The following is a 17064-nucleotide window of genomic DNA, read 5'->3' on the forward strand; positions in this document are numbered from 1 at the left end:
CGTTCCACGGCGAGTGGAACTACACCATCTCACCCCACCAACAGTCACCATGAAGTGCTTATTTCGCTTCAATCCCTTAGCTCGGCCAGTCGTCTCTTACTGAGCCCGGCACCTGCACCCCGAGCCGAGCCGCCGCGGCCTCGAGCAGCGCCACATCGCCTTCGCGCCACTGCTTCCGGCTCAACAGGGAAGTCGCCTCGCCCGGTCGCATCCCGAGGGCGGCGCCGACCCCAGCGGGCGTCGTAATGCCTCGATCATTCAGCTCGCGGCCGATCGCCATCCGCAACCGGATGGTCTTCAGCTGATCCGCGGTGCGGCGCCGGCGCTCCTCGGGCGTGATCTTCGGCGGCGGGCTCATGCTGTAGATGTCGGGTGCCACGAGCAGTGGAGGAAGGACTGAATCCGGCGAACCCTAACTTGCGATAACCACCACTTACCACAAGTGAGCAGAGGCTTGCCGCAATCGCGGATAACCGCCGAATTCAGGCCTGACCGGGGGCGGACATCGCCCGGTATCCTTGTTTAAGGCCCCTTACATAAGGTTGGCCGCTAATTAAGCCATCGTTCTCTTGTTTAATTAGGCCAGAGGTCTATAGACCCGACATGGCCGGAGCCGCAGCTTCCAACCCGCGGCTCGGCCGCTTTGTCGAGACCGTCGCAGCAGGCGAGACGGTCCGCGCTTTCGTCCCGCCGACACTCCCGCCGGAACCGGCTATCGACGTGCTCGCTCTCCTTGAGCGGCTTAGCTTGGCGGAGCGTGCGCTTGGCCGTTTGGACGGAATCACCATGCTCCTGCCTCGCCAAGAGCTGTTCCTATACATGTACGTCCGTAAAGAGGCAGTGCTCTCGTCTCAGATCGAGGGCACGCAGTCGACCCTCACCGATCTCCTGCGCTTCGAAACCGAAGCTCAGGCAGGTCAGCCCATCGACGACATCCGCGAGGTGTCGAACTACGTCGACGCGATGATGTACGGGCTGGAACGCCTGAAGGAGCTGCCCCTTTCGCTCCGGCTCATCCGCGAGATGCACGCCCGGCTTCTGCAAAGTGGTCGCGGCGGCACGAAAGATCCCGGCGAGTTCCGGCGCTCGCAGAACTGGATCGGCGGTACGCGCCCAGGCAACGCGCTATTCGTGCCGCCGCCCACGACGGAGTTGGACACCTGTCTTGGCGCGCTCGAAGCCTTCATGCACGAGGAGCGGTCCAGGCTGCCGGCGCTGATTAAGGCCGGGCTGCTCCACGTCCAGTTCGAGACTATCCACCCGTTCCTTGATGGCAATGGTCGCATCGGACGCCTTCTCGTCACACTGTTCCTGTGCGTTCACGGCGTTCTTCGCTCGCCACTGCTCTACCTCAGCTTGTATTTGAAAGCGCACCGAGCCGACTACTACCGGCTGCTGCAGGAGGTGCGCGAGCGCGGGGCCTGGGAGGCATGGCTCGAGTTCTTCCTCGAAGGCGTCGCCGAAACCGCCAACCAGGCGTTCGACGCCGCCACGCGGATCGTGCAGCTCTTCAAAGAAGACCGCGAGCGGATCACCGCCGACAGCGAGCGGGCTGGATCCGTCCTGCGCCTCCACGACCTCCTTCAGCAAAACCCCTTTGTGACCGCAAAACTACTGGTCGAGCGAACCGGGCTGACAGCGCCGACCGTCAACGCCGCCCTTGCAGACCTCGAGCGCCTCGCCATCGTCGAGGAAGTCACCGGCCGTCGGCGCGGACGCGTCTTCGGCTATCGCCGCTACCTCGCCATCCTGAACGAGGGCACTGATCCTCTTCCGGCGGCCGTCTAACCCTCGAGTTGGGTCTTGCGTCACCGTGCAGATTGAAAGCATCACCGTCTCCAACTTCCGCTCTGTCGGTCCTGATCCCCTCCGGGTTACGGTTTCGACGGAAATCACCGCGATCGTGGGCCCCAATGGAGCCGGCAAGACAGCCTTCCTCCACGCGCTCATCAAGCTGTACACGCTCGAGGTGATGCAGCGGCATCTCGATATCGAGCGGGAGCGAAGAGGGCTGTCCTAAGCTGCCGTCGGCTACGGGCCCTCACCGATCCTGCACAGGGAAGGCCCGTCGGATGCAGTTGAACCGCCTCCGCCACCCATGTGCTGATGCCGCTAACCGAGTCCTTTCGGGGGCGACGGTGGCAAGCTCGACGCAGGCGCGAGAAGGCCGAAGAACGCCTGTTGGAGAGGTGGCGGCGGATTGCCCTTCGGCACCGAAGCGAGGCTTTCTGCTCGGACCGACATTCCTAACGGAGCCGTGAGCTGATATCGGCCGAGCATGGCCTTCATCCGACAGCAACGGCAGGATGGCGGCGATGCCGATCTCCGCCCAGCCACCACTGCCAGACGACGCGGCCATGCTCCGCACCCTGTCGCATTCGGAGGTGGCGGCTGGCCGTGCCTATGCAGCGCGTGGCGCGGTGCGCCACCTTTCCGTGTCTGCCAACGGGCGCGTGATCGAGGCGAAGGTGAAAGGCTCGGCACCGCGACCCTATGCTGTGCGCATCACGCTGCAGCCTCGGCGCGACGGCGGCACCGATTTCGACGGCATCTGCAGTTGCCCGGTCGGGCTCGACTGCAAGCACGTTGCAGCGGCGCTCTTCGCCGCCCGGCGCGAACGCGGCGACGTGCCGCGTCCTGCTCCGCAGCCCACGCCCGCCACGGCCCCGGCAGAGCCGATACTGCCGCCCGAGGTCGCCGACTGGCTGCGTCAGCTCGCCGCGATCGACGAGGCGGATCCGGAGGCCTACCCCGCTGACATTCGGCAACGTGTCGTCTACGTCGTCGCGCCGCTTGCCCGGTCGGTGGGGCCAGTCTCACTGAACGTCGCGGCTTTCTCGGTCACCCTACGGAAGGATGGCAGCTACGGTGCCGGTAAGGGCGTCCAGGCGCAGGCGGGAACGGCACGGTACTTGCGCCCCTCCGACCGGGCGATCCTGCGGCGGATCGACCTGCTGCGCTATGCGCCCGAGGGGATGCTCAGAGATGCAGACCCGCCTGATCTGCTGCGCCGGATCATCGCCACTGGCCGGGCCCGCTGGGCCGCGGTGGATGGGGTACCGCTGCGGGAGGGTCCCGTGCGGTCGGGCAGGCTCATCTGGCGGCTGGAGGCGGATGGACGCCAACGCTCCGCGCTGGACTTAGCGGAAGGACTGCTCGGCCTCGCCTTGCCGGCTCCCTGGTATGCCGACCCGGTGAGCGGCGAGCTGGGGTCGGTCGACCTTGGTGTGCCGGCGCATGTCGCGGCACGGCTGCTGCTCGCGCCGCCCATCCCGGCCGAGGCAGCGCCCCTGGTCGCGGCTGAGCTGGGGCGGCGGCTCTCGGCACCGGCGATGGCGCTGCCGGCGACGCTCGATTCGCCGGAGACGCTACCTGGCCCGCCGGTGCCGCGGCTATTGCTCACCGCCGGCAGGCTGCCGGCCTATGCCACGCGCAGCTACGGTCAGGGCCTCTTGCGGCCAGAGGTGGACTTTCCAATGGCGCGGCTCGGCTTTCGTTATGGGCCGGTGCTAGTGGCCCATGATGTGCGCGCCGCTTATGCCCCGTCGCGGTCCGGCACGGACGTGGTCGCGCGCGAGGGGCGGCTCTACCGCCTGCGGCGTGACGCGGCGGCGGAGCGCGCCGCGGTGGCACGCCTGCTGGGCATCGGTTTCGTCGCGGCAGGGATGTCGCTGCCGCCCGGCTCCCAGGCCGGCGCCGATGCATTCCTGTTGGAAGAGGAGACGGAGGATGACCCCGACTGGCTCTTTGTGTTGCAGGAGGAGGTCCCGGCGCTGCGGGCGGATGGCTGGGAGGTGGAGGTCGCCTCCGACTTCCCGATCCGCCTGGTTGAGGCCGAAGGTCCGCTGGAGGCACGGCTGGAGGAAGGCTCCGGCATCGACTGGCTGGACCTGCATCTCGGCGTGATGGTGGCCGGGCAGCAGGTGGACCTCGTTCCCGTGCTGCTCAGCCTAATCGCCGCCGGGGTAGGGCCAGAAGAATTCGCCGAAGGTCCGGTCCTGCTGCCCCTGCCCGACGGGCGGCTGCTCTCCCTACCGGGGGAGCAGATCTTGCCGATCCTCTATTCCCTCATGGAGATATTCGAGCGCGGCGCGCTCGATCCGGAGGCGGGGCGCATCGGCTTTACCCGGATGGATGCGGCGGAGCTGGCCGAGCTTGAGGAAGGTTCCGGCATCGCTTGGCAGGGCGGGGAGGCGCTGCGGGCACTCGGTGCCCAGCTCCGCGCGGCGGCGGGATCGATCCCGCCAGCCGAACTGCCCGCGACTTTCAGGGGCACGCTCCGCCCCTACCAGGCGCAGGGTGTTGCCTGGCTGCAGTTCCTGCGCGGCGCCGGGTTGGGTGGGGTGCTGGCAGACGACATGGGCCTCGGCAAGACGGTACAGACCCTGGCGCACCTTGCCATTGAGCACGCCGCCGGGCGGCTGGACCGGCCGGCACTGATCGTCAGTCCGACCAGCCTGGTGCCGAACTGGCTGCGGGAGGCGGCGCGCTTCGCCCCCGCGCTGCGGGTGCTGTCGCTGCACGGACCGGCCCGGAAGACCCGCTTCGGCGAGATTGCGAAGCATGACCTGGTGCTCACGACCTACCCGCTGCTGACGCGGGACCAGGAGGCACTGACGACGCAGGACTGGCATCTGGTGGTGCTGGACGAGGCACAAACCATCAAAAATCCCAATGCCGAGACGACGCGACAGGCGCTGCAGTTGCGCGCGCGGCAGCGGCTTTGCCTGTCCGGCACGCCGCTGCAGAACCACCTGGGCGAGCTCTGGTCGCTCTTCGACTTCCTGGCACCGGGTTTCCTCGGCAGCGCCAGGAGCTTCCGCAGCCGTTACCGCACACCGATCGAGAAGCATGGCGACGCGGAGCGACAGGCTGCGCTGCACCGCCGCGTGCGGCCCTTCCTGCTGCGGCGGACCAAGGAGGAGGTGGCGACCGAGTTGCCACCCAAGACCGAGATCACTGAGCCAGTAGAGATGGAAGCGCCGCAGCGCGCTGTCTACGAGGCGATCCGGCTTTCGATGCACGCCAGGGTCAAGCAGGCCGTCGCCGAGAAGGGCTTGGCGCGCTCCGGCATCATCATCCTGGATGCGCTGCTGAAGCTGCGCCAAGCTTGCTGCGACCCACGGTTGCTGGCGATGAAGTCGGCGCAAAAAGCTGGTTCGGCCAAGCTGGAGCGGCTGCTGGACCTGCTCGGCGTATTGCTCGACGAGGGGCGGCGCGTGCTGGTCTTCTCCCAGTTCACCAGCATGCTGGCACTGATCGAGGCGGCGCTGCAAAAAAGCGATATTCCCTACGTGCTGCTGACCGGCGACACCAAGGACCGCGCGGCACCGGTGAGCCGCTTTCAGGCCGGCGAGGTGCCGGTCTTCCTGATCAGTTTGAAGGCCGGCGGTGTCGGTCTGAACCTGACGGCGGCAGACACGGTGGTGCACTACGATCCGTGGTGGAGCCCAGCGGTGGAAGACCAGGCAACAGACCGTGCTCACCGGATCGGTCAGGACAAGCGGGTCTTCGTACACCGGCTGATCACGCTCGGCACAATCGAAGAGAAGATGGAGGTGCTGAAAGAGCGCAAGCGTGCGCTGGTCGCTTCGGTTTTGGAGGCGGAGCATGGCGGGGCATTGAGGTTGACCGAGGCCGATGTGGAGGAGCTGTTCGCGGCCACCTGACGTGCCGGGCAAGCCGGGCTGCCGCCAGCGTCCGCGTGCTTTGCAGGTTGGGCCTGCTGCGGAGAGAAAGCTTATGCCAAGCAGCCGAAGTTCTGACCTGCGGCCCGTAGGGCTGATGCTACGAATGGCACCGGGTGACCAACTGGGCCCAAGGGTGAAACCTTCATGCATCTGGTGTTACTGCACCAGAGGCGCGGATGGCAGCGGGGTGCCGCCAACCCAATCTCCCCTTATAGGGTTTTTTATGGTGGGCTCATCAGTCAGCTTCATCAGGCTCTCGGTCGTGACGTTCGTCCGATGTGGGCCTGAATTCCAAAGATAATTTCCATTCGCGCCGCCTGAGATGGTTAGGGTGAGGGCATCACGGCCGGCTTAACCTGCCTCATTCACCAACGCCATGCTGGTGCGGAAACGGCTCCAGTGGCATCGTCAACGCACCGGCGTTTGAAGACTAGAACCATTGGCGGAGGCACGCTGTGGTCGATCGACGTGGATTGCTCGCTATGGTCGGCCTGTCAGCGGCAGGGTTGTCGGCCGCACACGCTGCGGTTTACCCGGAGCGGCCAGTCCGGCTAATCGTGCCGTTCGCTCCGGGCGGCGCGACCGATCTCGCGGCCCGTATCATGCAACCGCACCTTTCGGCGGCAGTTGGCCAGCAGCTAGTCGTAGAGAACCGCACCGGCGCCGCCGGGAATGTCGGTATGGAAGCCGCTGCGCGGGCTGCCCCTGACGGCTATACTTTTTTCCTCGGCAATGTCGGCACGTTGGCGGTCAACCCAACAGTTTTTATGCGAACGCTCCGCGCTCGGCCCACCGAGGATTTCGCCGCCATTTCGCTGGTTTCAGAAACTCCGGATGCACTGGTCGTACACCCATCGGCACCCTTCAGCTCGGTCCGAGAGCTGGTCGCTTACGCCCGCACCAATCCTGGGAAGACGAATTATGGCTCACCCGGTGCAGGCAGCCTGAACCGGCTTGAGATGGAGCTGCTGCGGGAGCTGGCTGGCGGACTGGAGATGGTACATGTGCCCTATCCCGGTGGGGCAGGGCCGGCGGTGATGGCGGCAGTCGCAGGTGACGTGCACGGCCTGTTTGTGACCCTGTCTTCCGCGGTGAGCCAAATTCAGGCAGGCCGGCTGAAGGCTCTGGCTGTGACCACAGCAACGCGCCTCCCCACCTTACCCGAGGTGCCGACCATGGTGGAGAGCGGCTACCCCGACTTTATCGCCAGTTCCTGGCAAGGCATCTTAGGCCCCGCCGGCACCCCGACCGAGATCGTCCATCTCTGGCATAAGGTCGTGGGCCAGGTGCTGCAGATCCCGGATGTAAAGCACCGCTTCGCGCTGGCGGCCACGGAAGCGGTGGCCAGCCGTACGCCAGATGAATTCGCCAGCTTCATCGCTGGTGAAGGAAAGCGGTGGGGTGCGCTGGCGCAGCGGGCCGGGGCAGTCGCCGAATAGACTGCCTTGGCATCGCCTACCCGGCCGAGGCGCTTCCCCGCCGCCATGCTTGCCGATGGTTCAGGGGTTCTGGTGCAGGTCGTCAGAAGAACCGGCCCGAGGGATTCATCCCAAGAAAATATTGCCCGCACAACTCCAAGTGCGCGGTCCGCCCGTGCACTTGCTGCGCGGAGGCATGGATATCGCGCATTCTCCGTTCGAAGGGCGAAGATTGCATGATCGCGCTGGCTCCAGCCTCGTGATAGGCCCATTCGGCGACTTCCTTGGCGCGGTGGATCGCCGAGGTCGTGGCTAGCCGAATCATCGCTCGCTCACGAGTGGTGATGTGGCCGGCCGTTGCGGCGACCTCATAGGCCTCATCCAGTACCTCAATCAGCCAGGCACGAGCCGACCGCAGCTTCGCCTCGTTCTGGGCGATGCCGTTCTGAAGAACCTCGCTATCCCGCATCGGCTTCGTCGTCGCTGCAGCAGTCTTACCCCGAGCGAGACTGACAAGGGCGTCGAGCAACCCGCGGCCGATACCGAGTGAGACCCCAGCGAAACCGGCGGAGTAAAGCTGGCTCGTGGTGAACTGATACAGCGGGCCCTGAATCCACCGCTCTGCGTCGCTGTCTCGGCAGACACTATACTCTTCAGGAACAAAGATATCCTCGATCGTGTAGGTGTCGCTGTTCGTGCCGCGCAGCCCAACCACATCCCACACATCGTGGAAGCGCGGCACATCCCGCTGTACCATCATGGTGCGCTCAACCGGGGTGCCCCCTGCAGCCATACGGATGGACCCATCCGCCTCCTTGATACGACAATGACCACCTATCCAGGTCGCATGTCGATTTCCGCTGGCGAAGCTCCAAGTCCCACTGACGCGGTAGCCTCCAGGAACGACTTGTGCAGTACCATTTCCAAAGCCCCAGGCCACAACGGCACGCGAATTCCCCCAAATTTCGCTCGCTGCTTCCGGCGCCATGTAGGCAGCCGCAAAGGAGCAGCCGGAGGCTTGGCCGAGGCACCAGCCGGTCGAGCCATCGGCAGCGGCGATGACCTCTTGCATTCGGAAGAACACGGAAGGCGTGACTTGCTCCCCACCATAGGCTTTCGGCAGGAGGGTCCGGAACAGCCTGGCGCCATGCATAAGGTCCAGTACGTCCAGGGGCAGGGCCTTGTCTGCTTCGATCCTTGGCGCAGCGGCAGCAATTGCCGGCGCGATAGCCCGAGCGCGTGACACCGGGTCTGTGCGGCCTAACACCGAAGCAATATTGGCGGTCTCCATCGCCGTAGTCATTCTAAGCCCCCTCGGCTCGGTCGCCCGACCAAATCTCCATGCCGGTCGTCGCTCATGTCAATGAAGGGTTCTGATGCACCACCCAAATTCTCAGGTTTTGTCGACGAGAAGCATGAGATTGTGGGTAAGGACGCAGCTTGGCACGCGCCATTAGCTGGCCCTTGGCCATGTTTCCTCCTGCGTTGGCGGGAAGGCTCGTGCGCTTCCCGCCAGGCAGGATCAGGGGCTAAGTTGGGATGTTGAGCAGCTTCGCTGCCGTCTCGCCGAGCACACCGCGCTTCTGCTCGTCGTTCAGAGAGTCCGAGGCCATGATGTGGTCGACTGGGTCATACACCCAAGGATAGGGCCAGTCGCTCCCCAAGACGATTTGGTTTGGCCCGGCCACCGCTTGTAGATGGCGTATAGCTTCCGGCGTGAAGACCAAGCTGTCGAACCAGATCTGTTTCAGATACTCGGTTGGCTTTTTCTTAAGCGTGATCGAGTTGTCGCAGGCCGCTGGGTTTAGCCGGCAGCCATGGTCGAAGCGATCGGCGTAGTGCGCCAGGAAGCCGCCGCCGTGCGCCGCGATCACTTTCAGGCCCGGGGCGCGGTCGAACACTCCCTCGAAGATCAAATGTGCTAGGGCAATAGTAGTGCCCAGCGGGTTGCCGATGACGTTGGTGAGATAACCATTGCCACGCAGCCGCTGGTCCAGCTGCGGCACGCTTTGCGGGTGGATGAACACCACCGCGCCCAGCTCCTCGGCCTTTTGCCACACTGGGTCGAAGCTGCGGTCTGACAGTTCCTTGGTGCCAACCTCGGCACCAACCGCGATGCCCTTCAACCCTTGGCGGCGGATCGCTATCTCTATTTCCTGCACCGCCAGTTGCGGGTCCTGCATCGTCAGGCCCGCAAAGCCTGCGAAGCGATCGGGGTAGCGGGCGCAAAGCTCCGCCATCGACTCGTTGCTCTTCTTCACAACCTGGGCGGCGACGTCGCGCGGTGCGCTGTACCAATGCGGATTTACCGAGAGCACCTCTACGTCCACCTTTTGGCGGTCCATGGCAGCGAAGCGTTGCTCGACGCTGTCGATGGTGGCTTCCCGCGCTCCGGGCGGACCGGCGTAGATCTGGTCGCGCGTCATGCCTTGTAGCGCTGCGGCCTCGGGGAAGATGCAATGGGCATGGACGTCAATCGTCCTCACCTGCCGCCCACCGACGGCTACCGCCTGGCGCTGCGGCCGTGGTCCCTGGGCGTGCGCCGAGCGCAGCAGGCCGCAGCTGCAAAACAGTGCTCCGACCGTGCCGACGAAATTCCGCCGTGAGCTCATCCTGACGTTTCCCCTCGATTATTTAGTTAGTCTGAAAGGGTCGTGCCTTTCGCACCGCAATGCCAGCGGGATTTGATGCTGCGCTGCACCCTGACCTGGCTGTGGGGCTTTGCACCCAAGCAGCCTAGAAGCGGGAAGCGCATGCCGGTTAGTACGGCTTGGTAGCGAACTTCATACGGTAGCACCCCTTACCACAATTGAGCAGAGGCTTGCCGCAATGGCGGATAACCGCCAAAATTCAGGCCGGACCGAGGGTGGGCGGGGGACCATGGGCGAGGTAGAAAGTGCTGTGGCAGCCGAGGCCGGCCCGCCGGCAGTGGTGCCGGAGCCGGGCAAGGGCTTTGCTCCCCCCCAGCGTTGCGGCGCTGGTCGCCGTCTAGGCCTATGCGCGAGCGCTGGCGCCCGAGACGTCGCGCGGGATCCGCGTGGTCGGGATCAGTGAGGCACCGGCCAACGTGTGCGAGCTAAGCCAGCGTCGGCTTCGGCCTGCGAGCAGCATCGACTAGCTGCACTAGTTGACGGTGCCCTTTTCCCTCCGCAACCTTTCTTATTCAGGCATTGCCACTCCGCCCGCGGCAGCCAGCGCGCCAAGCTTCTGCCACGTCGCATCCTCGACCTCGATGCCGGCGCTGCTGCGCGCCTGCTCCGCCCGGTGCTCGACCTCGCCCGGATAGAGCACGCCCTGGCTGCCCTTGGCCGGTGGCGTGTCCTTTAGATAGTGGGCAAAGTCGGCGACCTCCTTGCGGAAGGTCAGCAGCGGCCGGAAGGCCTCGACCTTGATGGCGATCAGGAAGCAGCCGTCATTGTGCCGACCCGTAGGCTCGACGCCGAAGCCGAGGCCGGTGAGGATGCCGCAGAAGATTTCGCCCATCGCCGCCAGGGCGGTGCCTTTGTAGCCCTCCGTCCCGCCGAGCGGCAGCAGCGCGCCGCCCTTGATCCCCGCCGGGTCGGTGGTGAGGTCGCCATCCTTGTCGACTACCCAGCCGAGCGGAATCTCCTGCCCGCGTGCCTCGGCCAGCTTGATCTTGCCCATCGCCACGGCGGAGGTGGCGAAATCCATGCAGAAAGGTCCGTCGAGGTCGGAAGGCACGGCGATGGCCCAGGGGTTGGTGCCGAGACGCGCCTCCCGGCCGCCGAACGGGGCGACGCCCTTGGGCGATCGGCCGCTATCGGCCCAGGCCATGCCGATCATGCCCGCCTTCGCCGCCATCAGCGGGTAGCTCGCCAGCCGGCCGACATGGCCCTGGCGGAAGACCGTGGTGGCGGCGATGTTGTTCTTCCCGGCCTTCTCGATGGTCAGCGCCATCGCGCGCTCGTTGATGACGTAACCGAAGCCCCAATTGCCGTCGACCACCGTGGTGGTGGGGCTTTCCTGAACGATGGTGAAGGGCGCCCCGGGGACGATATGTCCGGCCTTCACCCGCTCGATGTAGTTCGGCAGCATGATCATTCCGTGGCTGTCATGGCCGGCGAGGTTGGCATTGACCACGTGGCGAGCGACGGTTGCCGCCTCCTCCTCTGGCACGCCATTGGCGACCAGCAGGGCGCGGCCCAGCACACGCAGCGCCTCGGCCTGGATCTTCGGCATGATGTCCTCCCGTATCCTGTTGGAGGCAGCCTCGCGCCAAAGCGCGGTCAACGAAAGGGAGCCGTTGCTGCATGATCGCTGTGAGTCTCGGCCGAGTCTCGGCCGAGTCCCGGCCTTGAGGTGTGGACTTTGCCAGGGGCACCCACAGGAGCAGCGTGGACTATGGCAGGAGGGGTGTGGACTTTACCAGGAGGGAACCGAGAATAGCGGTGAGCGAAATCAATGGCTTGGCGATCTTTATCCCGTGGACTTTGACAGGCTACTTCTAATACGAAGTTCAATTATCCTGTCCTAGTAGCTGCCCTGGCAAAGTCCACGGCGACATCGTGCCGCTGCCAGCGCATGTTCACAACCCATGGGCACCGTGCATGACATCATCGAGGCTCGCGGGAAGGCTGGCGCGCTAGAGGCCGACATAGCTCGCAGCGTGGTTGAGGCAGCAGCCTCCTATATGGCTGATGAAGAGGCTGGCATCGGCTTCCTCTACTCTGGCTGGTGCCAGGCCGCGTTGCCCCACCGCCGGCTCGCCGATGGCCTATCCTGGCAGATCGTCAGTGACCGCTTGACGATGGCGGTGGAGCCAGGTCTGAGGCCTAATGCCGAAGGACAGCTGGTGCCCGGCGGCGTGCCTTACGGCAGCCGCGCCCGCCTCATCATGCTTTACTTGCAAAGCGAAGCTCTCCGCACCGGCTCGCGCGACGTCGTATTGGGGCGCAGCATGCGTGACTGGTTGGCCCGTATGGGCATCACCATCGGCGGCAAGTCCCTCAAGGATGTACGGGAGCAGGCTGAACGCATCGCCCGCTGCCGCCTGACCTTCCACATCAAAGTGGCTGGCGGCAAGGTCGGCCTAGTCAACCAGAACGTAGTTGATACCGCCATGTTCGTCCCCAGCGAAGATCCGGCGCAAGGCGACCTGTTCACCGAAACTGCGAGGCTTTCGGAGGTCTTTTTCGAGCAGCTGCGCAAACACCCAGTCCCTGTCGAGGAAGCAGCCATCCGCGCTATTGCCAACAACTCGGTAGCGCTGGACATCTATGCTTGGCTGGCCTACCGCCTACACGCCCTGGCAAAGTCCACACCTGTCAGCTGGTCGGCCCTCAAGGGCCAGTTTGGGGCCGGCACTGCCCGTATGGACAATTTCAAGCCCACCTTCCTCGAGAACCTGAAGCTCGCCTTGGCTGTCTACCGGCATGCCAAGGTCGACCTCGATGACCGTGGTGTGACCCTTCATCCCTCTCGCCCGCCTGTCGCACCTCGCACGGTAGTGGCCCCTGGTAAAGTCCACGCCCTAGCGAAGCCCTCTGCCTAAAGCATTCACCTTCTCACAACCTTCGCAATGTATCGTAGTAGTTGATGTGCTTGGCGTGGGAAGAAGGTGGTGGACAGGCTGTTGCTGCTCCTAGCGACGACTGAATGCACGGTCGAGGCTCGCGGCGGGATGACGATGTCTGGCGGTGGATCATGTTGGTGATTGGAGATGGCCACCGCCACCGGCGCACTGTCGTATGCCTCATCCGCAGTGATTCGTGTGATCCCGCTGGTACCGGCGTCCGCAGTGAGATGTAACTTGTACCAAGGACCGAGACGTCCGGCCGTACCTCCCTGCACCCCACTCGTCTTGGTCGAACAGCTTCTAGCCAGCGATGGTGCCTGCCTTTTCAAGGCAGCTTAATCAACCGAGAGCATCAGGTCGCCACGCTGTTTCAAGACAGTCTCATGGGGCGATCACTTCGGGATACAGTAACGAATCTTCGAGATTCGCTGGCGGGGTGCATTATGCTCGAAACGCATACCTAAGAGCGCATAGCTTGGCCGCAACTGCGTCAACAGCGCCAAATCAGGCCCCTGCTTCCGTTCAGCATCAAGCCGCTCTAACGATCCGGTCCTTCGCCACCACTCATATTTTGTGCAACTGCGCGCTCAAGCCGAGAAATTTCTTCCTCAATGGCGGCCTTCTGGCGACGAAGGGCGGCGAGTCGCTGAGCCGTAGCTTCGCCGTGTTCTATTTCGGCCTCCCCTGCCTCCAGGATTTTCTTTTTGAATGCGACCACTTCTGAACGTCGAAGGTCAGGTCGCAGCAGCCCGCTTTGCTTGGCCTTTTCCAACGCATCATCAGGTAATGTCGAGAGATAATAGATGGTTGTGTAGTTCTGCGGCAGCCGATCGGATGGCAGCCGGCCACTCTCTACCGCGACAGTCGCCGCCCTAATTTGAAAAGCGGTGCGTGGCGAGAATGGCAGATCGCGCTCGATCATCGCGTTAAATTCGCCATGGGGGAGCTGACTCTTTGCCATGTTCAGATACCTCCCAATGGTAAGGAAGGTTGCCTGTGCCCGCTGCCAGAGAGTGTTGATCTCCCGAGCGAAGTCCTCTCGGCGCTCGTAGCGCACGAGAGCGCTATTTAAAATCTCGATTCGCCCATCACCCTCAGGCATCACCTCAACGGGCGGCCTGCGGTCGGCGAGCAGCTTCTTCGGGACGGTGGGGCTAAGCCGCGCCATGAGCGGCCTCCCGCTTGCGGCTGCGAGCCTTTGGCTTCGGTTGCGGCTTCGGCTTCACTTCCACCTGGCGCGGTGGTCTTTCGATTCCAAGCCGCTGTTTTACGAACGCCCAAAGGGTTCGGATTTCATCGCCGCCAACATGGCCAGTGACATCGACCAGTCCATACCCCTTCGAGCCGGCCCGGTTATAATCCGCTCGCTCGCCTAGCTCGATGGGGCAGAGCTCAGCTGCCGTCAACAGCATCCCCTTCTCAGCGGCGACATTGAGACGCGGCCGGGAGAAGTTAATCACGACGATGGGCTTCGCCCCGCTAGTGCGCAGCGCCTTTAGATACGGCACGGCCGATTCGACATCATCGAAGGAGGCGCGGCATGGAACGAGGATGAGGTCGGCTACAGTAATGAGGCGGCGCATCTCAACCGGATGGGCCTCGATGCTCGGCGGGGTGTCGATGAAGAGGACATCGCTGGGCTCGATACCATCGTTAGCTGTCAGCGCCTCAGCGTCCATCCAATCCACTTGGTAATGCACGATACCCGGCACATCGCCTGGTCGCCGCCGCGCCCATCGCGTAAGGGTTCGCTGCGGATCGAGGTCGGCGGTAGAGACAGTAAAGCCATCGTGGGCAGCGGCAGCGGCGAGATTTCGTGCCGTGTTCGTCTTTCCGCATCCCCCTTTGGGGCTGCTGATGACAATCCGCAGCATTGCTTGGTCCCTTGTGCGGCAGGGAACCCCCCGGTCCTTTCGTGCCGCGCCGTAGGGGTATCATGCGTAGGGTTGATCTAGCCACAGGTACGTTAAGCGAACTCCGGCGACCAAAGATTTAGCCGGCTAAACTTTTGCTTAGTGCAATGAGCAAGCGCCTATGCCGTGGCTGCCGCGAGCAGATACCGTCATTTAGGGTGCCCACAGTCCTCAGCACCAAGCTGCCGCCAGTCATGCGCGGTAACTGACATTACCAAGCATGGACGGCAGCGCTCAATGCTACAGCTACTCAAGACGGGCAACCCCGTCACCGCCGGCCGCTCCTATCCTGAAGCGCGAGGTCGTGACGGTCACCTCTGGCGAGGTGTGAGCCGCCTACCAGGCCAGCTTCCGCTGCCTGCAGCCGGGCGCCCGACCTGCAAAACCCTGTCCTTAACACGGCGCCCCAAGGCCAAAGGCTCCGGCCGCGCCAGCCCTGATGGTGTTCGGCGTCAGACCGGCGCTCGCTGGCGTAGTTTGGCCGAAAGCGGCACGTCCCTCTGTAAGCAGGTAGCGAAGGAAAGCTGCCGTTCGGCAGCCACCCATTGGTAGCTGGGCCCGACCCTTTCCAGCCGTTCTCAGCAAAAACGGAAGTGCTCAAAGGCGGTCATTGGTCCCCCGCAAACTACCTTCAGCTTTTGCGTCGAGCTCCGCGAGATGGAGGCGCACCGACGATGCGGGAAGGAAGCTGGTTGTGAAGCTGTTGCGAACGAGTTGGCGAACTTCCGAGCGCGTCAACGCATTCTCCTGCGCGAGCGCAATATAGTTCTCTGTGGCGGAGCCGAACCAGGCCGGATCGTCGGAATGCAGCGAAGGTCGCATCCCGTCCACGAGCATCCGGCGAACGGGATGCTCGGCGAGCGACGCTACCACCCCCAACTGGACCTCCGCGCGCGGGCAAACCGTCACGGCGGTGCCGGCGTCGCCAAGCCGGCGAGCCAGTTCCGGCCTCTCGTAGACCCGATTACCGTGGTCCAGGCGATCCACCTGAAGGAAGTCGATCGCCTCCTCGATGTCCCTCGGCGGACCTTCGAACCCGGCATGGGCTACGAGCTTGAGCCCCATCGTGCGCGCCTTCTGGAAAAGGCGGGCGAATTTTCGGGGCGGATAGCCAGTTTCAGCCGAGTCGATCCCGAGCGCCACAATGTGCTGGCTGTAGATATCTAGGGACGCCAGCAGTTCCAGCGCTTCTTCCTCCTCTCGCTCGCATGAAATTTAAAATGAGGAGGGTGGAAAGACCGTTGCGGCTCGCATGGTCCCGGGCCTTCATAAGCCCATTGAGGACCGTTCCAACTGCAACTCCGCGTGTCGTGTGAGCTTGCGGATCGAGCATGAGTTCGACATGGCGAACGCCGTCAGCAGCCGCCTTGTCGAAGTAGGCTGACGCTACCTCGGAGAAGTCGTCTGCATGTAGCAGGACCTCCGATGCCTTCGCAAAAATCTTCAGGAAATCGTCCAGGCTCGACACATCGTAGGCGGCCCGCGCGGCGTCCACGCTCTCGAACAGATTAACGCCGTTCCGTCGCCCTATCGCGATCACCTGTTCGGGTGTGACGCACCCTTCCAGATGGACGTGGAGCTCCGCCTTTGGCAGCGAACGAATGAAGGCAGCAAGATCGGTCATGCCTGTCATCTATAGGCGTCTAACCTGTTGCGGAAGGCAGCTTCGGTCCTCTTCATTCCTGAAATGGAATGGAAGCTTTCCATCCAAACCGACCATATGCTCCCTGGCCTAATATGTCTGCTTTCGGGGAGCCGACGGTGGCATGCAGATGGCTGAGATGGGCGCAGAGCCGACGATTCCAAATGCTGACCGTATTGTCCGCTCACCTATCAACAACGGACATGGGGCCAGCGGGTATGCGGAGCAACTTCGGGTCGAACAGCTGTAGCCACAAGCCGTACGGGAGCCCACTGCCGCTGGTAGGCGCTCACTTGCTCCACGCGGTGTTACCGCAACATAAACCTGCCACAGCTAGTAGGGAGGTGGGGCGCACAAGGTGAGCGACTGGGTGACGATCAATGGTAGCCTACCTTCAATGCGAACGTGGGGCCAGGCAATGGGAATATCTGGGAACGTCCCGACACCCACCACGCACCTGATAAAGTCTGGCGTTATCGCCGCAAGTGCCCTGTTGCTGCTTGGCAATGCTGCCCAACCTGTTGCAGCCCAGGATCGTCCGGTCTTCCCCCCCAGCCGGGACGTAGCCGTTACCTACCGGGTGGAGCGGGACGGCCAACCTTTGCGCATCCGCTTTGCTTGGTCGTCCGTGCTGCGAGCCCTTCGGGCTGAACCTGAGCCTGGCGCACCGGCATCTATCGGCGGCATACCATTGCCGCCAGGAAGCCGAGTGATCATCGACCGGGGCGCAGGCCGTGCCTTCGCCATCCAGGAGAGTACCGGGCTAACGCTCGACCTGCCGCAACTGGCAAGCCGAGCCGAGGAATCCGAGCGTGAACTGTTGTCCGCTCAGGCTCGGCGTGAGGGTGTTGACCGTGTGGCGGGC

Annotated in this window: 13 protein-coding genes; 5 read left to right on the forward strand and 8 right to left on the reverse strand. The window is 63.7% G+C overall.

Annotation, left to right across the window (positions count from 1 at the left end; all coding sequences use genetic code 11):
• Positions 1–76: 76 nt before the first annotated feature.
• Positions 77–358, reverse strand: a complete 282-nt coding sequence (locus JMJ55_RS28585; protein WP_202829014.1) for a hypothetical protein — start codon at positions 356–358, stop codon at positions 77–79.
• Positions 359–603: 245 nt separating this feature from the next.
• On the opposite strand from JMJ55_RS28585, the gene JMJ55_RS28590 reads away from it, so the two are divergent.
• From JMJ55_RS28590 to JMJ55_RS28605, 4 genes are all read left to right on the forward strand, one after another.
• Positions 604–1788 carry a Fic family protein gene (locus JMJ55_RS28590; RefSeq protein WP_202829015.1) on the forward strand — a complete coding sequence of 395 codons (1185 nt, stop codon included), beginning with the start codon at positions 604–606 and terminating at the stop codon, positions 1786–1788.
• Between the two features lie 25 nt (positions 1789–1813).
• Positions 1814–2020, forward strand: coding sequence for an AAA family ATPase (locus JMJ55_RS28595; RefSeq protein ID WP_202829016.1), 207 nt, complete (start codon positions 1814–1816; stop codon positions 2018–2020).
• 295 nt (positions 2021–2315) lie between these two features.
• Positions 2316–5669, forward strand: a complete 3354-nt coding sequence (locus JMJ55_RS28600; RefSeq protein WP_202829017.1) for a DEAD/DEAH box helicase — start codon at positions 2316–2318, stop codon at positions 5667–5669.
• A gap of 503 nt (positions 5670–6172) precedes the next feature.
• On the forward strand, positions 6173–7129 hold the full coding sequence (locus JMJ55_RS28605) for a Bug family tripartite tricarboxylate transporter substrate binding protein (protein WP_202829018.1): 957 nt from the start codon (positions 6173–6175) through the stop codon (positions 7127–7129).
• Between the two features lie 82 nt (positions 7130–7211).
• Here the strand turns inward: JMJ55_RS28605 and JMJ55_RS28610 are convergent, their stop codons facing one another.
• The 3 genes from JMJ55_RS28610 to JMJ55_RS28620 all read right to left on the reverse strand — a co-directional run bounded on the left by JMJ55_RS28610 (position 7212) and on the right by JMJ55_RS28620 (position 11308).
• A complete protein-coding gene (locus tag JMJ55_RS28610; RefSeq protein WP_202829019.1) occupies positions 7212–8399 on the reverse strand; it encodes an acyl-CoA dehydrogenase family protein in 1188 nt (395 codons plus the stop codon).
• Positions 8400–8637: 238 nt separating this feature from the next.
• Positions 8638–9720 (reverse strand): amidohydrolase family protein, encoded by a 1083-nt coding sequence (locus tag JMJ55_RS28615; RefSeq protein ID WP_202829020.1) that lies wholly within the window; start codon positions 9718–9720, stop codon positions 8638–8640.
• Between the two features lie 547 nt (positions 9721–10267).
• A complete protein-coding gene (locus JMJ55_RS28620) occupies positions 10268–11308 on the reverse strand; it encodes an Ldh family oxidoreductase (RefSeq protein ID WP_202829021.1) in 1041 nt (346 codons plus the stop codon).
• A 355-nt stretch (positions 11309–11663) separates the two neighbouring features.
• Between JMJ55_RS28620 and JMJ55_RS28625 the strand changes: the two genes are divergently transcribed.
• A complete protein-coding gene (locus JMJ55_RS28625) occupies positions 11664–12620 on the forward strand; it encodes a replication protein RepA (protein ID WP_202829022.1) in 957 nt (318 codons plus the stop codon).
• 562 nt (positions 12621–13182) lie between these two features.
• On the opposite strand, the gene JMJ55_RS28630 is transcribed toward JMJ55_RS28625, so the two are convergent.
• The 4 genes from JMJ55_RS28630 to JMJ55_RS31820 all read right to left on the reverse strand — a co-directional run bounded on the left by JMJ55_RS28630 (position 13183) and on the right by JMJ55_RS31820 (position 16190).
• On the reverse strand, positions 13183–13812 hold the full coding sequence (locus tag JMJ55_RS28630; RefSeq protein ID WP_202829023.1) for a DUF3102 domain-containing protein: 630 nt from the start codon (positions 13810–13812) through the stop codon (positions 13183–13185).
• A complete protein-coding gene (locus tag JMJ55_RS28635) occupies positions 13799–14518 on the reverse strand; it encodes a ParA family protein (protein ID WP_202829024.1) in 720 nt (239 codons plus the stop codon). Before JMJ55_RS28635 ends, JMJ55_RS28630 begins: the two co-directional genes overlap by 14 nt.
• A gap of 636 nt (positions 14519–15154) precedes the next feature.
• Entirely contained in the window at positions 15155–15700 is a 546-nt protein-coding gene (locus JMJ55_RS31815; protein WP_202829025.1) for an adenosine deaminase family protein, read from the reverse strand.
• On the reverse strand, positions 15675–16190 hold the full coding sequence (locus tag JMJ55_RS31820; protein ID WP_202829026.1) for an amidohydrolase family protein: 516 nt from the start codon (positions 16188–16190) through the stop codon (positions 15675–15677). Before JMJ55_RS31820 ends, JMJ55_RS31815 begins: the two co-directional genes overlap by 26 nt.
• Positions 16191–17064 lie beyond the last annotated feature (874 nt).

It is taken from the genome of Belnapia mucosa (genome assembly GCF_016775475.1).
Lineage (GTDB): Bacteria > Pseudomonadota > Alphaproteobacteria > Acetobacterales > Acetobacteraceae > Belnapia > Belnapia mucosa.

What these genes read in the sequence shown, in the direction of transcription:
- JMJ55_RS28585 (WP_202829014.1), bottom strand. Translation starts at nt 358, where the DNA reads ATGAGCCCGCCGCCGAAGATCACGCCCGAGGAGCGCCGGCGCCGCACC.
- JMJ55_RS28610 (WP_202829019.1), bottom strand. Translation starts at nt 8,399, where the DNA reads ATGGAGACCGCCAATATTGCTTCGGTGTTAGGCCGCACAGACCCGGTG.
- JMJ55_RS28590 (WP_202829015.1), top strand. Translation starts at nt 604, where the DNA reads ATGGCCGGAGCCGCAGCTTCCAACCCGCGGCTCGGCCGCTTTGTCGAG.
- JMJ55_RS31820 (WP_202829026.1), bottom strand. Translation starts at nt 16,190, where the DNA reads ATGACAGGCATGACCGATCTTGCTGCCTTCATTCGTTCGCTGCCAAAG.
- JMJ55_RS28620 (WP_202829021.1), bottom strand. Translation starts at nt 11,308, where the DNA reads ATGCCGAAGATCCAGGCCGAGGCGCTGCGTGTGCTGGGCCGCGCCCTG.
- JMJ55_RS28615 (WP_202829020.1), bottom strand. Translation starts at nt 9,720, where the DNA reads ATGAGCTCACGGCGGAATTTCGTCGGCACGGTCGGAGCACTGTTTTGC.
- JMJ55_RS28635 (WP_202829024.1), bottom strand. Translation starts at nt 14,518, where the DNA reads ATGCTGCGGATTGTCATCAGCAGCCCCAAAGGGGGATGCGGAAAGACG.
- JMJ55_RS28600 (WP_202829017.1), top strand. Translation starts at nt 2,316, where the DNA reads ATGCCGATCTCCGCCCAGCCACCACTGCCAGACGACGCGGCCATGCTC.
- JMJ55_RS28605 (WP_202829018.1), top strand. Translation starts at nt 6,173, where the DNA reads ATGGTCGGCCTGTCAGCGGCAGGGTTGTCGGCCGCACACGCTGCGGTT.
- JMJ55_RS28625 (WP_202829022.1), top strand. Translation starts at nt 11,664, where the DNA reads ATGGGCACCGTGCATGACATCATCGAGGCTCGCGGGAAGGCTGGCGCG.
- JMJ55_RS28630 (WP_202829023.1), bottom strand. Translation starts at nt 13,812, where the DNA reads ATGGCGCGGCTTAGCCCCACCGTCCCGAAGAAGCTGCTCGCCGACCGC.